The 18131-nt window shown below is 46.4% G+C and carries 15 protein-coding genes and 1 pseudogene; 4 read left to right on the forward strand and 12 right to left on the reverse strand.

The features are described from left to right. Positions 1-95: 95 nt before the first annotated feature. The 11 genes from AC2EXB_RS10205 to AC2EXB_RS10255 form a co-directional block, all read right to left on the reverse strand. Positions 96-512 (reverse strand): immunoglobulin-like domain-containing protein, encoded by a 417-nt coding sequence (locus AC2EXB_RS10205; RefSeq protein WP_483601267.1) that lies wholly within the window; start codon positions 510-512, stop codon positions 96-98. A 337-nt stretch (positions 513-849) separates the two neighbouring features. Beyond that, positions 850-1248, reverse strand: coding sequence for a VOC family protein (locus tag AC2EXB_RS10210; protein ID WP_483601268.1), 399 nt, complete (start codon positions 1246-1248; stop codon positions 850-852). Positions 1249-1455: 207 nt separating this feature from the next. Further along, a complete protein-coding gene (locus tag AC2EXB_RS10215) occupies positions 1456-1626 on the reverse strand; it encodes a hypothetical protein (RefSeq protein ID WP_483601269.1) in 171 nt (56 codons plus the stop codon). After that, positions 1623-2945 carry a hypothetical protein gene (locus AC2EXB_RS10220; RefSeq protein WP_483601270.1) on the reverse strand — a complete coding sequence of 441 codons (1323 nt, stop codon included), beginning with the start codon at positions 2943-2945 and terminating at the stop codon, positions 1623-1625. Before AC2EXB_RS10220 ends, AC2EXB_RS10215 begins: the two co-directional genes overlap by 4 nt. A gap of 15 nt (positions 2946-2960) precedes the next feature. Continuing rightward, positions 2961-3986 (reverse strand): ABC transporter ATP-binding protein, encoded by a 1026-nt coding sequence (locus AC2EXB_RS10225; RefSeq protein WP_483601271.1) that lies wholly within the window; start codon positions 3984-3986, stop codon positions 2961-2963. Then, positions 3973-4965 (reverse strand): ABC transporter ATP-binding protein, encoded by a 993-nt coding sequence (locus AC2EXB_RS10230; protein ID WP_483601272.1) that lies wholly within the window; start codon positions 4963-4965, stop codon positions 3973-3975. Before AC2EXB_RS10230 ends, AC2EXB_RS10225 begins: the two co-directional genes overlap by 14 nt. A 17-nt stretch (positions 4966-4982) precedes the next feature. Next, positions 4983-5849, reverse strand: a complete 867-nt coding sequence (locus AC2EXB_RS10235; RefSeq protein ID WP_483604738.1) for an ABC transporter permease — start codon at positions 5847-5849, stop codon at positions 4983-4985. Positions 5850-5902: 53 nt separating this feature from the next. Beyond that, positions 5903-6817, reverse strand: a complete 915-nt coding sequence (locus AC2EXB_RS10240; RefSeq protein WP_483601273.1) for an ABC transporter permease — start codon at positions 6815-6817, stop codon at positions 5903-5905. A 42-nt stretch (positions 6818-6859) separates the two neighbouring features. Continuing rightward, positions 6860-8410 (reverse strand): ABC transporter substrate-binding protein, encoded by a 1551-nt coding sequence (locus tag AC2EXB_RS10245; RefSeq protein WP_483601274.1) that lies wholly within the window; start codon positions 8408-8410, stop codon positions 6860-6862. Next, positions 8407-9642, reverse strand: coding sequence for a M20 metallopeptidase family protein (locus tag AC2EXB_RS10250; RefSeq protein ID WP_483601275.1), 1236 nt, complete (start codon positions 9640-9642; stop codon positions 8407-8409). Before AC2EXB_RS10250 ends, AC2EXB_RS10245 begins: the two co-directional genes overlap by 4 nt. Continuing rightward, positions 9643-11022: a M20/M25/M40 family metallo-hydrolase gene (locus AC2EXB_RS10255; RefSeq protein WP_483601276.1), complete on the reverse strand. Its 1380-nt coding sequence runs from the start codon at positions 11020-11022 to the stop codon at positions 9643-9645. It lies immediately after the preceding gene. A gap of 165 nt (positions 11023-11187) precedes the next feature. Here AC2EXB_RS10255 and AC2EXB_RS10260 point away from each other — a divergent pair, with 165 nt between their 5' ends. The 3 genes from AC2EXB_RS10260 to AC2EXB_RS10270 all read left to right on the forward strand — a co-directional run bounded on the left by AC2EXB_RS10260 (position 11188) and on the right by AC2EXB_RS10270 (position 15167). Continuing rightward, positions 11188-12333 (forward strand): M20 family metallopeptidase, encoded by a 1146-nt coding sequence (locus tag AC2EXB_RS10260; protein ID WP_483601277.1) that lies wholly within the window; start codon positions 11188-11190, stop codon positions 12331-12333. A 27-nt stretch (positions 12334-12360) separates the two neighbouring features. Beyond that, a complete protein-coding gene (locus tag AC2EXB_RS10265; RefSeq protein WP_483601278.1) occupies positions 12361-13797 on the forward strand; it encodes an amidohydrolase in 1437 nt (478 codons plus the stop codon). 83 nt (positions 13798-13880) lie between these two features. Further along, entirely contained in the window at positions 13881-15167 is a 1287-nt protein-coding gene (locus AC2EXB_RS10270; RefSeq protein WP_483601279.1) for an amidohydrolase, read from the forward strand. A gap of 110 nt (positions 15168-15277) precedes the next feature. Here AC2EXB_RS10270 and bla read toward each other — a convergent pair. After that, positions 15278-16162, reverse strand: a pseudogene (gene bla / locus AC2EXB_RS10275) (class A beta-lactamase). 188 nt (positions 16163-16350) lie between these two features. On the opposite strand from bla, the gene AC2EXB_RS10280 reads away from it, so the two are divergent. After that, the gene (locus AC2EXB_RS10280; protein ID WP_483601280.1) at positions 16351-18120 is read left to right on the forward strand and encodes a BlaR1 family beta-lactam sensor/signal transducer; all 1770 of its coding nucleotides are present in this window, start codon (positions 16351-16353) and stop codon (positions 18118-18120) included. Positions 18121-18131: the final 11 nt, after the last annotated feature.

Genomic DNA, 18131 nt, shown 5'->3' on the forward strand with positions numbered 1-18131 from the left:
TGAAAGATACAAAATTAACACTATTCAGTTTTCGATTCTAAAAGCCTATGAAGCTTGTAATAAATTATTTTTACAAGTTAAGATGTTCTCGCTTTTTATTCAACTACACTAAAAGGTGCTGCGACTGTGAAATAAACAGCGCAGTACTCCCCGGGTGTCAATTCGTTTTTCAATAGATCCACTGGCAACGTCTTCCGAGAGGCTTCATGAATCGAAAAAGTCGTTATAATGGGGTTCTCTGACGCTTCTTTTAGCGGAAATCTGCACCATATCCCAAACCGTTTCTTTTCAAGGAAGATGCCCTCCCCGCCTGCAGCCCCCTCTGCTTTTGCTTGGATGAGAATGGTTACTTCCTTGGCGTTGGCTGGATATTCTTTCTGCTCCATTTCTACAGAGAGCTCTTCATTCGAGGAAGGACGCTCTTGAACTGGGGCCACCGTAAACAAATAAAAACAGAATAGTAAAACGATAATAGCAAGCAATGAGCCGATAATGGTTTTCCGCTTTTTCACCTTCTTATCTCACCCCTTCTAGTAAATAAGTTAGTTCTTCTCTATCTTGTTTAAATAAAAGAGCAGGAATTTCAAATGAATTTACTTCTCTTGATTGGGCTCCATATATAAATGATGCCTCTCATATTTTCTAATCCAAAACCATTTAGAATAATGGTTATATTTACATCCAATAAAAATCCCCTACAAGGCTTCCTTAAACTTAATAAATTGGTGTATAAACCCTACAAGTATCGGTATTTAAAGCAAAATCAACTTCATTGTATGAAAAAACGCTAATCCATGCTGCTAGATTAGCGTTCGCTTTAAAATTTCTTGCACTTCAATTTATACGAAATCATTCCGGCAAATTCAGCTGCCAAGATACGCCAAACCGATCGTTTAACCAGCCGAATTTTTTGCTGAATCCGTAGTTATCTAAAGGCATGAGAGCTTCGCCGTTTTCCATTAACTTATCGTATAAGCTCTCAATTTCCTCTTTGGAATCACATATCAGGTAAATGGAAAAAGAGGGGGTAAACGTAAACTTGTGGTCAACATAACTGTCGATGCACATGAACTCTTGGCCTTTTAACGAAAATACCGCCTGGAAGACAGTTCCTTCTTTTCCCGGCCCTTCCGCTCCGTACCGCGTGATGGTTTTAATTTCTGAATCCTCGATGAGTGATGTGTAGTAATCCATGGCTTCTTCCGCAACGCCGCCTTGGAACATTAAAAATGGGGTTACGTTCTTCATATTTAGCTCTCCTTTCTTCATTTTTAGTTAGGCTGTTTCAACTGCGTAAAAATCCATCAATCTAAAATTGTTTTTTTATAATTTTATCACATTTTCATCCGCATCTCATTTCAACTCATTGCCTGTCTGCAAATTGGATTTGAGCAGAAATCAGCCTTGTCTTAAAATCTTTTGCAGCATACTTAATGATAGAAAGGTTTCGATCGATTAGAAGTTTTCAATTTGCATTCGAGTTTTCTCCTCTGCTCTTGTATGGTTTTCGCCAAAGCAAACACCCCGCAAGCTCGTTCCGATACGAGTTTGCGGGGTGAACCAATCAACTTTTTTATCAATAAATTGCATTCTGTTATTTGTCAAAAGAGCTTCTTTAGCAATCATTGCTTTTCTTCCATCACCAGCTCATAAATTTTCTTTGGCCTGCCTCGTTTTCCTGAATTGCTTTCTTCCGGTATCGCCCGGATCAAGTTCATTTTCTCCAGCTCACTTAGAATTCTTCTTGAATTCCTGTCCGTATTTTTCAACAGCACCGTCATGATGTCACTCGTAAATGAGGTCATATTTTTCAGTTTGACGTATTGATACACTTTCATCGGAATATGCTCCCGGTAATTGTGCTCCTTTAACACAGTTTTCCAATAAGCCGGAAGCTGAAGGCTTCGTGATCCCTCTGCAAACTGCCTTTCGATTAAGTTATAGGGCGTTCCTTCTTCGTTTACCGCGACGATTTCGCCGCTGTCCGCTTCTGCAGCATGTTCAAAAGCCAGTTGCACATGCTGCTCTGCGTCATAGATCGTATAGCCGGAACCGACACCAATGTGAAGATTCGGCGACGTGCGCATTTTGATCTCCGTAGCGAATTTATAAAAGGATTGCTCGGAAATCAGGAGTTCATAATCGCCTTGCGTCGTATAAATAAAATGGACGCCGCTTCCTTTGTTAATCAAGGAGCCGTTTAATTTTTTAGCAAGCTGAAGCAATTCCTGCTCCAATTCTAGCTCTTTTTGTTTTTCTGTAAAGCTGTACACAGCCTTTTTGGCAGCTTTTCCTTCTTCAAACAGCTGGAAGCCGATAATGGCAACTTTTTGCTTTTCGTAGACGTGGCTTTGCGCCCGGGATACAAGAAGGTCAAATACCGTTTTGATCGCCAATTTGGACGGCACCACCCGATAACAAGGAATGCCTAGTTTTTGCAGAGCAAGGTAAACTTTTAACAAACAGGTTAAGGCAATTTCCACTTTTCCAGATCGATAATTTTCAACATGGAAATTGATAATTTCATCGTAATCTTTGTACCCTTCATACGACAACAATTCAAAAGAAATCTTGTCAATGTTGTATTCTGTAAATAAAGATTTAACTGTGGGCTTATCAACGGTATCCAAGCTCATCCGAGAGATGAACTTGTCTTTCTCCTGCATTACCTGCAAGCAGGTTCCGAGGAGGGCCATGCCATGCAACGGCGGATAAGATGCTTCTTTTTCACTGATCAATCCGTTGTCCAGGCAATAATAATACGGGGCTTGTCCTGAAAAAATCCATTGCTTTACTTCATAGCGATGCTTTCCGAGAATTTCCGGCAGCTGCTCGGAACCAAAATAGGCAAACTCCACGAGTTCAATACGCGGATCCAAACTTGCCACTTCTCGTATATTCCGCAACGAATCGGGTGGGCCGATTGCGCCAATTCGAACTTTCATTAATTCATCACCTTTTCAATCTGCTTCTGAAGCATTTGGTACCACGGCTGTATCTTCGTTCACCATCGGGTGATGGCAAGCCACAAAATGCAGCGGGACAATTTCCCGAAATTCGGGCATCTCCACTTTGCAGGTTTCCGTAGCTTTCGGACATCGCGGGTGGAACGGACAGCCCGGAGGCGGGTTGCTCGGGCTTGGAATTTCTCCTTTTACCACGGTATGTTCTTTCCTGAGCTTCGGATCCGGAATTGGGATGGAATCCAGGAGAGCATGCGTGTATGGATGGAGCGGATTAATAAACAATTCATCGCGCCATGCCAATTCGACCATTTTCCCTAAGTACATCACGCCGATGCGGTCACTTATATGGCGTACAGCCGGCAATCCGTGGGCTATAAAAATATACGTCAAATTCAGCTCTTTCTGCAACTTTTTCAACAGATTTAATATTTGGGCTTGGATCGATACATCGAGTGCTGAAACTGCCTCATCGCAGACGATGACTTTTGGCTTCAGCGCCAGCGCCCGTGCTATGCCGATCCGCTGGCGCTGGCCGCCGCTGAATTCATGGGGGTACAGTTTCATCTGATCTTCTCTTAATCCAACAAGTTCAAGCAATTCCGTCACTTGCCGCTTTAATTCTTTTCCGGAAGCCAACCCGTGGACGACCAAGGGCTCGCCAACAAGCTGCTCGACTGTCATACGGGGATTGAGCGATGAATAAGGATCTTGAAAAATCACTTGAAGATCGCGCCGGGCTTTTCGCAATTCCTCTTGCGTCATATGGGCCAAATCTTCGTCTTGAAAATAAATGTGGCCTTCCGTCGCATCCAGCAGCCCGAGCATCAACGAACCGGTCGTGGATTTGCCGCATCCCGATTCGCCTACAATGCCCAGCGTTTCCCCTTCATACACCTGAAAGTTTAAGCCGTCCACTGCTCTAACTTTGGAATGCGTTTTTTTGATAAACCCTTTGGAAATGTCAAAATGCTTTTTTAACCCTTTGACTTCCATGATCACTTTCTGTTCAATCGAGTTCATAACGCTCCTCCTGTCTTTGAACTTTGATGCAGCGTTTCGCATGGGTGGCCGAAACATATTCAAGCGGCGGATGAATTTTCGTGCACTCGATGTCGCCTAATGGGCAACGGGGATAAAATTTACAGCCGGAAGGCATAGAGGAAGGATTGGGAACTGTGCCTTCAATAGAATACAGTTCATCCACCACTTCATGGATTTTAGGAATAGAAGACATCAGCCCTTTCGTATAGGGATGGAGCGGATTCTCAAAAAGTTCAAGAATTGGCGCTTCTTCTACGACTTCTCCTGCGTACATGACTATGACGCGGTCGGCTAATTCGGCCACTACGCCGAGATCATGGGTAATAATGATAATGCTGGTATTGGATTTTTCTTTCAACTCGCGCAGCAACGTTAAAATCTGGGCTTGAATGGTTACGTCCAGTGCCGTAGTAGGCTCGTCCGCAATTAGCAATTTCGGATTGCACGACAACGCCATGGCAATCATGACGCGCTGCCGCATACCGCCAGATAATTGATGTGGAAACCGGCCCATCACTTTTTCAGCATCGGGAATTCCTACTAGTTGAAGCATTTCGATGCCTCTTTTTTGTGCTTGTTCTTTGTTTAATTTGTTGTGCAGCATTAAAGTCTCTCGTAATTGATTGCCGATCGTGAAGACGGGATTCAGTGCGGTCATCGGCTCTTGGAAAATCATCGAGATTTCGTTGCCTCGAAGCGCCCGGTATTGTTTTTTGCTTAAATTCCGCAAGTCTTTATCTTCAAATGACAAGTTGCCATTGTAAACTTCGCCATTGGCCGGCAAAATGCCCATCAATGCCAAAGAAGTCACACTTTTTCCGCTTCCGGATTCCCCGACGATCGCAAGCGTTTCTCCACTATCCACCGAGAACGTCACGCCGTTTACCGTGGATACATAGCCATCTTCTGTTTTAAACCGGACTTTCAAATCGTCTACGGTCAAAAGGCTCTTATTCATCTTGCCACCTGCTTTCCCTAATCTTTAATTTTCGGATCTAGCACGTCTCTCAGCCAATCCCCCAGGAAAATCACCCCGAGGACCGTTACCGTTATGGCGATTCCGGGGAACGTCGCCACCCACCAGCTGGTCGCAATATATTCTCTGCCATCGCTCAACATCAATCCCCATGACACGTCAGGCGGTTGGATGCCGAGGCCTAAAAAACTCAAACTGGCTTCCAAAATAATGGTAGTTGCTACATTCAATGTGGCAATGACAATGAAGGACGACATGACATTGGGCAAAATGTATTTTGTGATGATGCGGAAATTTTTTGCGCCAATGGCTTTGGCAGAACGGACATAATCGCGTTCTTTAATGCTCAACGTTTCACTTCTGACCATTCGGGCATAAACCACCCAGGACGTTCCGCCGAGCACCAAAATCAAGGTGATGAGACTTGGCCCCATAACGGCTAAAATGATGAGCATAAACAAAATATTCGGAATCGCCAGCAGCGCGTCAACCGAACGCATAATGAGAAAATCCCAAAATTTCCCATAATAGCCGGCGATTAACCCAAGCGCCATGCCAATGGCTCCGGCAAGCAAAACGGCACTAATCCCGACCAGCAAAGAAATGCGCGAACCGTAAATGATCCGGCTTAAAATATCTCTCCCTAAGTTATCTGTTCCAAGCAAAAAATCAGGATTTCCTCCTTCTGCCCAAAAAGGCGGAAGCAAACGGTTGATGACATCGGTTCTCGCCGGATCATGCTGCGCCAACAAAGGAGCAAGAATAGCCATCAGCACTACGGCCACAACAATCACCAGTCCGACCATTCCGGTTTTGCTCCTGAGCAGCCGCTTCGCGAGTTTCTTAAAGGAGGTTTTGGATTTCACTTGTTCTTGATTGGTAGCATTTTCTGTAATTTGAGCCAATGATGCGCCCCCCTTTAATCGTATTTAATGCGCGGATCCAGCAGCCGGTAGATCAAATCCGCAATGAGATTGCTTAAAATAACAAAAATAGCGATGATGAATGTGGCTGCCTGAACGACGGCCATGTCCCGCAAGTTGACAGATTGCACGAGCAACTGGCCGAGGCCTGGCCAAGCGAATACAGTTTCCGTGATCAACGTGCCGCCAATCAGGGTCGACGTTTGAAGTGCCATGATTGTGACCACAGGAATCAGCGCATTCCGAAACGCATGCTTGTTCACGACAATTGCCTCACCCAAACCTTTGCTTCTCGCCGTCCGGATAAAATCCTGACCGAGTATTTCCAGCATGCTGGAACGGATCAAGCGGGTCATTTCCGCCGCAATTCCCGTTCCGAGCGTCAACGCCGGCAAGATCAAATGCCAGAACGTCCCCCTTCCAGAAACCGGGAAAATCTGGAACGTTACTGATAACAGCAAAATCAGCATAATCCCAAGCCAGAAGCTTGGCATTGCTTTGCCGAGCACTGCGGCTCCCGTTATAAACAAATCAATGAAGCTATTGCGTTTTACTGCAGACCATATCCCAAGCGGAACCGAAATGAGGACAGCGATGATCATGGATACAATCGCCAATTCAATCGTCGCCGGCAGCCTTTCCAGAATCAGATTGAGGGCATCCGTGTTGTAGCGGAAGGAGTCTCCAAAATCCCCGGTCACCAAATCCCCCAGATAAGAAAAGTACTGGACGTACAAGGGATCATTAAATCCCATGGATTCCCGCAGCGACTCCCGTTCTTCTTCACTGGCCGTTTCCGGCAGCATAAGCGATACAGGATCGCCAGTCACCCGAACTAACAGAAAGACAATTAAGGTAATCAGAAGCAGCACAGGAATTGTTTTTACCAAGTTTTGCAAAAAGTATTTCATTCGAACACTCCCTATTGAAAAAAGGGGGCTGGCCCCCTTTTTTTACTTTAATGTTATGGAATCTGCATAGAACATTTCGTTCAGAAGTGGCTCGTAATCGAGTCGATCGTTTATTCCTGTAATTGCATCTAGCTGGAACATATAGATTTGCGGACGATCTTCGGCAATGAGTTCTTGCGCTTTTTGGTATTGCTGCGCTCTTTCTTCCACATCCATATTTTGTTCAGCCGCTATCAACAGGTCATTTACTTCTTGATTGTCGTAGTCGGTTTCGCCTGCTGCTTGTTCGATGGTTAATCGCTCCAATGCAAGCGAGGCATCAAACATGGAGTTTCCGTAACCGATATAGAACATTTCGTTAAAGCTTTTCTCTTGGTATCTTTCGTTGAATGCACTCCATTCGAGCAATTCCAAGTTAACGTTAATTCCCACTTCAGAAAGCATAGCCGATACCAATTCGACAGTTTCTTTATCTTTTAAGTAACGCCCATTGGGTGCACTTAAGGTAATCTCCGTACCTTCTGCAAGGCCTGCTTCTTCAAGCAATTGTTTGGCTTTTTCCGGATCGTATAGGGTTTGGCCGTACAAGTCTTCATTTGCTCCAAAGTTCCCCGGAGTAACCCGCGTGCGCGTGACCGTCCCCGCACCTTCTAACAAAGAATCCACAATCGCTTGCTTATCAATCGCCAAGTCGATGGCTTCACGGACTTTCGGATCTCCCGTCACACTGTTTTCATCCGTGCGCAGCCCGAGCATCATGACGCGTTGTGTAGGAGACTGAACCGTCGTAACGCCTTCTGTATTGTTAATGCGTTCCACATCTGTCGGTGGAATGTTGACGGCCACATCGACTCCCCCTGTCAACAATTCAGAGACGCGAGTAGAATCTTCAGGAATGCTGCGGAAAACCAATTCTTCCCATTTTGGAGCTTCGCCAAAGTACTCGCTGTTGGCTTCCAGAATTAAACGGTCATCTTTTTTCCATTCCTTAAATTTATATGGGCCGGATCCCACGGGTTGTTCAAGGAACACTTCCCAGCCTTCTGTTTCAATATAATCTTTTGGCAAAATGCCGGAACCGATTCTTGACAGGCGGTTTAGCAACGCCGGTTCCGGATTTTCCGTAATAATTTCAAATTCAGTGTCACTGATGACTTTTACTTCTTTAATTTGATTGTAGTTGCCATGTTCCAATAACGCATCATCCTTGGCCACTCGCTCCAACGTGAATTTCACATCATCAGCGGTCAAGTCTTCTCCGTTATGGAATTTGACTCCTTCTTTCAATTTGAACGACCAAGTCGTGTCGTCAACGTTTTCCCAGCTTTCTGCCAAATCCGGCACAAATCCTTCTTCTCCTCCATTTCTCACCAAATAGTTGAACATGTTAACGTGGACCGCTTCTGTCGAAGTGGCATTGTGATTGTGAATATCAAACGACACAATATCGGTTCCGTACGCAACCGTCAAGGTCCGACTATCGCTTTTCTCTACAGGCGCTTCCCCTTCCGAACTGCTGCTTTCTCCGCCTCCAGAACATCCCGCTAATATCACGGCCAATACCACTAGCACCATCCATAATTTTTTCTTCATCCTTTTGCCCCCTCATTCTTCTTTAAGTAATTGTGCGTGAGTAAACTCAGCACAGAAATTCCATATAGAAATGCCTGTTCATCTACATCAAACCGCGTGTTGTGGTTAGGATAGGCGGTTTCTTGGCCGCTATTCGTTCCTAGCCGGAAGAACACAGAGGGTACTTTTTCTGAATAATAGGCGAAGTCTTCGCCTCCCATGGAAGGAAGAACGGTTTTTAAGGCCTCTTCACCGAATAACTCGCCGATGGTTTCTGTCAGCAAGGCCCGTGCATCGTAATTGATTTTTATGGAAGGCGTAATAAATTGGTAATCCAGTTCACAATCGCCTCCGAAACTTCGCGCAATTCCTTTAGCAATTCCTTTGATGCGGTCAGGCATTTGGCTTCTCGTTTCAGGGTTCAATGTCCGGACCGTGCCTTTTAGCAACACCGAATTGGGAATGATGGTCGCTTTGCTTCCGCCTTCGATTTGGCCAAAACTCAAAACGACAGAATCGAGCGGATCGATTTGCCGGCTGACGATTTGCTGCAACGCCACCAGTATTTGTGCCGCAATCATAATGGGATCCACTGTTTGATGGGGATGCGCTGCATGCCCCCCTTTTCCGGTCACTTGCAGTTCAAAGATATCCACTGCTGCGCAGCTGAATTCCGTTTCCGTCACCGAAAACTCTCCGGTCTCAATCGTCGGATGAACATGCAGGCCCGCCATAAAGTCGACTTTTGGATTTTCGAGTACGCCATCAGCAATCATAGCGGCAGCCCCTTCCCCAATTTCTTCAGCCGGCTGAAAGACCAATTTCAAAGTTCCACCAGGCAGTCCTTTTTCAGAAAAAAGTTTCGCCACTCCCAACAGAATGGAAGTATGAGCGTCATGTCCGCATGTATGCGCTATGCCAGATTTCGTGCTCCGGTAAGGCTTGTCAATTTCGTCCATCATCGGGAGTGCATCCATGTCCGCACGCAGGCCCATTACTGGCCCCTGCACCCCACTTTTTAATATGCCGATAACGCCGGTTTTTCCTACTCTTTCCTGTACTTCATAGCCCCATTCTTTTAAGAGACCGGCTACAATGCCCGCCGTCCGGCTTTCTTGGAAAGCAAGCTCAGGATGTGCCCGAAGGTCTCTGCGAATTTTTACGATTTCACTAAAGACAGCTGAAATCGCTTGATGCCATTCTGTGTGCGTCTGCTCTAGCTGAGAGAATTTACTGCTTCCTGCCAATTCCATCTAGTCGACACTTCCTTCAGTTTCAAGTTTCTTATCAAATTCGAAAATGAGGGCCGCAATCATTTTAATTCCTTCTATATAATCCTCTACATTGATATTTTCGTTCGGTGCATGGTTATTGGAAGCAAAATTCCCGACGCCAAAAGAAGCTGACGGAATGCCGAGTGCCTGGCACAATTCATTCATAGGGCCGGTGCCCGGGGTATTCGGCACGATGTTCGGTTCGATCTCCGAATACTGTTTGGCTACTGAAATCATCGCTTCTACAATTGCTTCATCGGGTTTCGTTCGCGCGGCCATCTCGGAACTGGTTACATGAATGGAAATGTCATGGAAGCCATTTGCGTCCAAATGCTGCCGCAATTGCTGCAGAATCTTTTCAGGATCCTGTCCCGGAACCAAACGAAAATCCAATTTTGCCATAGCTTCCGAGGGCAGGACCGTTTTGGTGCCTTCCCCGGTATATCCGGATACGATTCCGCAAATGTTGCAGGTCGGTTCGAAAATGTGTTTATGTTTTAACGCATGGCCATCAAGCCCTAAGACGAAACGATCTAGCTCGAGCTTATTCAGCAGGGCAGCTTCATCTAATTTGTAATGGGCCAGCATTTGCTCATCCAATTCCTTGACGGGTTCAATATCGTCATAAAAACCAGGAATGAGAATTTTTTCATCTTCGTTTTTTAACGTATTCAGTGCCCAAACCAGTTTCCAGACCGGGCTTTCAATAATGGCAGCTTGAGCTGAATGCAAATCGGTATTCGCGCCTATTGCTCTCAGTTCAACATACAGCATCCCTTTTACACCTAAGCTTACTTGCAAGGCGCCATCTGCATCACGGTAGCCGAATTCCCAAACGCAACCATCCGAATGGATTTTCTGTGCATATTCTCTCGCAAACTTCGGCAAATTCAAACTGCCGATTTCTTCTTCCCCTTCGAAGATGTACTTAAGGTTGACCGGAAGTTCTTCTCCCGCCTGCTGAATAGCATGGACAGCCGCTAACCGCGCAATCAAATTGCCTTTATTATCGGCGACGCCCCTCGCAAAAATTTTGCCGTCTCGAATATCCGGTTCAAAGGCCGGAGTCTGCCACAACTCAACCGGATCTTCGGGTTGAACGTCGTAATGATTGTAAAAACTCAACGTCTTGTCCGACTTTCCTTTCAGCTCTGCAAACACCACCGGAAACCCGTCCGTCTGCAGTTTTTCAGTTTCGACGGAAAGTTCGGATTGAAATAGATTGTCCAAGTAAGTGACCGCTTCGGCCATCCCCCTGTTCTGTGCTGCTACACTCGGAATCTCACAAAAATCCGTTAACCATTTAATATACATGTCTTTGTTTTGTTCAATAAGTGCGTCTATTTTGCTGTTCAACATACCCTCTCCTTTATTTAAGGAAATTTTCCCTAATATTTTCTTCTTACTTTACCTGTCGATTTTTTTCGTGTCAATACAGTTTTTACTATTTTCTAAATTGTCTTGATTTTTATTTTTATCTATGTTTATGTATAAACATTACTAAATATAAGGAGTTTATGCGAAATGAATGCGTTTTATACTTATTTAGAAACGAACAAGGAAGTGATCAAAGAAGATTTAGTGAAGTTGGTTCAAGCGGAGTCTCCAAGCCGCAATAAAGGAAAAGTAGATGAATGCGGAAATATTTTAAGGGAACTTTTCCAAAAACGCTTAACTGGTTACTGGAAGTTGGAGACCTTTGATCAGGAAGCCGCCGGCAGCCATCTGCTCTTTCAACTGAATGAAGCTTCAGAAAAACCGCGCATCTTGTATTTGTCTCATTTTGATACTGTATGGGATATCGGGGCCCTACCGATTGCCGAGAAAGGCACAGACTTGTACGGCCCTGGCGTATTTGATATGAAAGCCGGATTGCTTTCTTCGATTTGGTCGGTACGCGCGCTACAGCAAGAACAGCGGGAGCTTCCATTTTCCCCTGTGTTCCTCTTTACTGCGGATGAAGAAATCGGCAGCGGAACCTCCCGTGCGGTAATTGAGAAAGTGGCCGGTACATGCGATGCGGTTCTTATTATGGAGCCTCCTGTCTCAGGATCATTTGCGTTGAAAACAGAACGAAAAGGAGTGGGGCGATATACGCTGCACGTGCAAGGAAAGAGTGCCCATGCAGGAAATCACCATGCAGATGGAGTCAACGCCATACTTGAGCTTTCGAAGCACATCGTGGACCTGGAAAAGCTGACAGACTACGCTAAAGGCACTACCGTCAATGTCGGCGTGATAAAAGGAGGAACCAGCAGCAACGTAATAGCGGAACAGGCTGAAGCGGAGATTGACTTTCGGGTGACGACATATGCCGAGGCTGAAAAACTGATTGAAACACTTGAAAACCTGCAGCCTTTCAACCCAGCGGCAAAATTGACGATTTCCGGAGAATTAAATCGTCCTCCCATGGAAAAAAGTTCGCAAAGCGAAGTGCTTTACCAAAAAGCCATTTTGGCCGGCAACCGCTTGGGCATTGAGATTACAGAAGCCAAAGCCGGAGGCGGCAGCGATGGAAACTTCACGGCCGCTTTAGGCATCCCGACGCTAGACGGACTGGGCATCCCCGGAGATGGCCCGCATGCTCTGCATGAACACATTCATTTTGACCAGTTTACTCAGCGCTGCGCCCTTATCTCAGAGCTTAGTTTGGAAATCGCGAAAAAGTAAAATCCTGCAAGGAGGCATCTATTTTATATGTCATTTGTTGAGTTTACGGAAAATTATTTAAACGCCCAGAAAGATTATTTTAACAGCGTAAGTGAATACATTTTTCATCATCCGGAACTTCGTTACGAGGAAGTTCAGTCTTCCGCTTTTCTCGCGAATCAATGCGAAAAACAAGGGTTTGCCGTTAACCGGCACATTGGAGGGATTGAAACAGCTTTTGCCGCCACTTATGGAACGGGCCAACCCATTATCGGCTTTCTCGGTGAATTTGATGCCTTGTCCGGGCTTGGCCAAATTCCAAATGAAGCTTTGCATATGCCGACTTCTGAAAATGCAGGCCATGGCTGCGGCCATAACTTGCTCGGCACCGGTGCGTTTGCGGCAGCATGTGCTGTAAAAGCCTATTTAGAAGAAACCGGACTGCCGGGAACCGTCCAATTCTTTGGCTGCCCTGGAGAAGAAGGAGGATCCGGCAAAACGTTTTTGGAGCGGGAAGGCGTTTTTGAAGAACTCGATATAGCGCTTACTTGGCATCCTTCCCCGATTAACAGCATCATGAGCTTGCGATCGCTTGCTAACTACCAAGTCTATTTCACGTTCAAAGGACTCGCTTCCCATGCAGCCAATTCTCCGCATCTTGGGCGGAGCGCACTGGATGCTGTTGAATTGATGAACGTAGGTGTTCAATATTTGAGAGAACACATCGTGTCTGAAGCCCGCATCCATTATGCTATTACCAACACGGGAGGTTCCTCGCCAAACGTCGTACAGGCGGAAGCGGAAGTCTTGTACTTGGTGCGGGCTCCGAACATCACTCAAGTGGAGGAAATTTACAAACGTGTCGTCCAAATTGCAGAAGGCGCCGCTCTCATGACCGGCACGGAGCTTGCGATTCGTTTTGATAAAGCCTGTTCAAACTACATACCAAACCGTGCGCTTGAAAATATGCTGCATGAAAGCCTAATGGATATTACGATGGAACCGCCAACGGCAGAAGAAAAAGCATTTGCCAAAGCTATCTTTAATTCTCTTTCGGAAGGAGAGCAAGCCAATTATATCGAAGGCTTGCGCGGCTTCGGGTATAGTGGAAACGGCAGTGAGTTCGAAGGCAAATATTTGGCGGAATCCGTTGCTCCATATGTCCCGTCCGATGAAATTTTTTTCGGTTCAACTGATGTGGCGGACGTCAGCTGGAACGTACCAACTGCTCAGCTCAGCACTTCCACTGCTGCGCTCGGCACACCACTCCATACGTGGCAAATGACAAGCCAAGGAATTTCGGCCAATGCCCATAAAGCGATGTTGCGTGCCGCCGGAGCTTTGGCGCTCACGGCCATAAAATTATTGGAAAAGCCCGATGGCCTTCAGGCAATTAAGCACGAATTTGCAGCCTTTCGTGCCGCAAATCCCTACCGCAATCCCATACCAGCCGACGTGATGCCTTCGAAAATGATTCGTTCTTAATTAATAAAATCCATACAAAAATGAAAGCCGGCCGTTTGAAACCGGCCAGCTTTCATTTTAATCTGATAAAAGGATGGGAAAAGATGAATGAACAATTAAAACAGCAGCTCATAAAATGGCGCAGGGATTTTCACCGCTATCCAGAGCAAGGTTTCCTTGAGATGCGTACAGCATCGATTGTACTAGCAGAACTGGACCGGCTAGGCTTCTCGCTCCGCACTGGCCGTGACGTAATGGATTCCGGAAAGATGATGGGACGCCCTTCTGCCCAAACCATTGCGGCGCACGCGAAATGGGCAGCGAACAATGGAGCTGATTTGAAATATATTGATCGGTTTCAGGAAGGGTTCACAGGAATTGTCGCAGACTGGAAAACCGGAAAAACTGGACCGGTTACAGCGTTCCGATTTGATATGGATGCCTTGCCAATCTTAGAAAGCGACGAGACCGGCCACTTCCCGCAAAAAGAAGGTTTCCGTTCCATCGCGCCAGGCTCGATGCATGCCTGCGGCCACGATGGCCATACTTCAATAGGCCTCGGCTTGGCCAATTTAGTGGCAGAAAATACCGAGCAGTTGAACGGAACCATCCGCATCATCTTTCAACCGGCAGAGGAAGGTGTTCGAGGTGCCAAATCAATGACAGCTGCAGGTGTTGTCGATGATGTTGACCGTTTCATTGCGGTTCATCTAGGAACCGGCGTGCCGCACCGTCACTTTGTCGCAGCAGCAAACGGCTTTCTCGCCACCACCAAGATGAATGTTTCGTTCTCCGGCACCGCAGCCCATGCCGGAGCCCAACCGCAGGATGGACGCAACGCGCTGTTGGCTGCAGCTAGCGCTGCGCTTAATATGCATGCCATTTCTCGCCATGCAGCCGGAGCCTCCCGCGTCAACGTCGGTGAACTCCATGCCGGAAGCGGGCGGAACATCATTGCTGACACGGCCGAGATGAAAGTTGAAACCCGCGGCGCAGATGCTTCCATTAACCAGTTCATTAAAGAACAAGCGGTATCGGTCATTAAAGGAGCGGCTCAAATGTACGGCGTTGCTTATCAAATTGACCTTGCAGGTGAAGCGATCAATTGCGATTCATCTCTTGCCCTTGCCGAACAATTGGCCGAAGCCGCAAAAGGCTCTTCTTACATTGACCATGTGAAGCTAGAAGACCTCAGTTCCTCCGGCTCTGAAGATGCCACCTATTTCATGAAACGCGTACAATCCCGGGGCGGTGAAGCAACTTATTGCATCGTAGGCACAGACCTCGCTGCCGGCCACCACCACCCATGCTTTGACATCAACGAAGAGTCGCTTTTCGCAGGCGTCGATGTTTTGTATCGAACGGCACTTCGCTTGAATGGCAAGTCCTGATTGCCTTAACGCCATATTTCTCCCGTCTTCCGAAAGCGACCGCTTTTATTGTCGCTTTTGGGAGATTTTTATTTGTTCATATAGTTTGGGTGTATTTATTATCAAATTCCTTAACCATTTTCTGCAAAAGCCTCCGCCACTATATTTGCCGCTTTGGCGATCAGTTCATCGTTATACGCTGCATCTGCCTCATCCCGGCTGGACAAGATGACCAGGACTATTGGTTATCGATTGGGCGGCCATGCAATCGCCAGATCGTTTCGGGTTCCGTAGCTGCCGGCCCCGCTTTTATCTCCGACTATCCAGTCTTCAGGTAAGCCCGCTCGAATAAGAGAATCGCCGGTCGTACTTTCTTTAAGCCAGTTCGTGAACAGGTTTTGCTTTTCTTCTGAAAGGTATTCGCTGGTTCCAAACAGTTCTAAGTCAGCGGCAAGCGCTCGAGGCGTACTGGTGTCCCGCTTGTCGCCGGGAACCGCTTCATTCAATTGCGGCTCCTTCCGTTCAACAATCGTCGTCTCATCGCCGCTTTCCCGCAACGCTTGTTCCAATCCTTTCGATCCTCCTACTTCTGCAAACAGCAGATTCCCCGCCGTATTATCACTTTGCTGCATTGCGGCTTCGATGATTTGGCCTAGCCCCATTTCTTTGTTCACCCAGTTTTCCGTTACCGGGGAATACGGAACCACATCGTCTTCCGTGAAAGTCCTGGTCTCTTCCAGAATAGACAGGGGATTTTGTTTTAACAGCACAGCCGAAGCAAGTGCTTTAACAAGAGAGGCATAGGCAAATCGTTCATCCTCCCGGTAAGCCACCGTTTCCTTAGTCCCCGTATCAATAGCATAGACCCCGAGTCTTGCGCCATAGTCTTTTTCCAACTGTTTAAATTCTGCACTGGCTAATGGACTTTTTTCAGCCGCTTGTTCGCTCTCATCGGAACAGGCGGATGTGATGAACGCCGCGATTAGAAGCACAACTAACAGGTAAATCTTCTTCATGATGTAAACCTCCTCAATAAGTGGATGCTGCTGGAGAAAAATAAAAGCTCTTTTACTCCTGCACCACAGATTATATTTGTAGTCTTGTAATCTTCAAGGCATAGTATTACATGTGTAATCAAAAAACTTCAATTCCTTATGGCAGCCTGAGAGCTGGTTGACTAAACTGAAAGCAGGTGTTGAATGACGTGTTTTTATCCATTTTGGCTGCAGCGATCGTGGTATCTTCGTTTTCCGCAGTGGCGATTTTGCTTATTCGAAAGTGGTTTGGGCGCCACTTAACAGCCATATGGCGTTACCGTTTATGGCTGTTTCTTTTTATGGCTCTCACGCTCCCCTTTATCCCGATGGATTTTAATCAATTGAACGCTTTCTTCGAGGCAGCCAATTCGTATCTGCCCGCTTCCGGTTCTGCCGATGCAGCATCCGGAAGCGCGACAGCGTCCGGACGCCATCTGATCCAGGACTTTTCCGTATCCGTGGACCAGTGGGACCTGCCATTATTCAATACCGCAGCCATAGCGGTTTGGCTTCTAGGTGCCTTAAGTGTCACTTTTATGCTGGTACGCGGATGGCTTCGTCTTCGGAAAATCACAGCGGCTGCTTTTGCCTGTTCCGACCCGCAAATTCTCAACCTTTTGGAAGAATGCAAAGAAAGAATGAAATTAATAAAACCGATAAACATCATTTACTCAGATCGAGTGCATTCGCCAATGATATACGGACTTGTTAAAACCACCATCATTCTTCCCGCATCAAGCAAATCTCGGTTATCATTGAAGCAGCATGAATACATTTTTCTTCATGAATTGAGCCATTTCAAAAATAAGGATTTACTGACCAATTGCGCAATGCTGTTTTATCAAGTGATGTACTGGTTCAATCCGTTGATTTGGCTGGCTTTCAGAGAAATGCGGATGGACCGGGAAATCGCATGTGATGCAGCTGTCTTAAAGCGATTGGACCCGGATGCCTTTAGCGCTTATGGCCATACGCTGATCGATTTTCTCGATCGGTCAAAACGGGCCGCTAAGTTGCCATTAATGACCCCATTCAATGATTCGAAGATTCAATTAAAAAAACGGATCAAAGAAATTTCCGCTTTTTCACATTCGGAAAAACAATCGAAAGGAAAAAGCTTCTTGATATACGCCTTGTCGGGTTTCTTGCTGATGCTGCAAGTGCCTGTTGTCTCCGCTTTTTCTATGGGAGACAATGACTATTCCTTTAACATCGATGGAGCCATTATTGAGGAGTTCGAGCCGTTCTTTAGAGGATTTGAAGGAAGTTTTGTTCTATACGACCAACAGTCGCAGCAATATCACCTCTTCAATGCAGAAAAAAGCACCGTACGGGTATCGCCGGCTTCCACGTACAAAATTTATAGTGCATTGTTCGCTTTGGAAACGAAGGCCATAACTCCTGAATCTTCCACGCTTCCATGGGACGGAACGGAACAGTCGTTTGAAGAATGGGAAAAGGACCAGAACGTGTCTTCCGCTTTGCAGCAATCCGTCAATTGGTACTTCCATACAATAGACCGAAAAAATGGGCTGGATGCCATCGAAGCCAATCTCCATCAGCTCCATTATGGCAATGCGGATGTTTCAGGCGGAGTGGATCAGTTCTGGCAGGAATCTTCTTTGAAAATTTCTCCTATCGAGCAAGTCCAGCTGCTGCAGGCGTTCTTTGACAACCAATTGGGGTATGGAGACCGCTCGATCCGAACCGTGAAGAACGCATTGCGGTTGGATACGAAGAACGGTGCGCGTTTGTCCGGAAAAACAGGCACCGGTACAGTGAACGGAAAAGACGTCAATGGCTGGTTTATCGGATATGTGGAAAAAGAGGCCAACACTTATTTTTTTGCTACCAATCTTGAAGGCAAAGACGGTGCTTCCGGCAGCAAAGCAGCAGCCATCACGCAGTCCGTTCTTCAACATCTGGAAATCTATTAAGGAAACGGAGA

It is taken from the genome of Planococcus alkaliphilus (assembly GCF_057031095.1).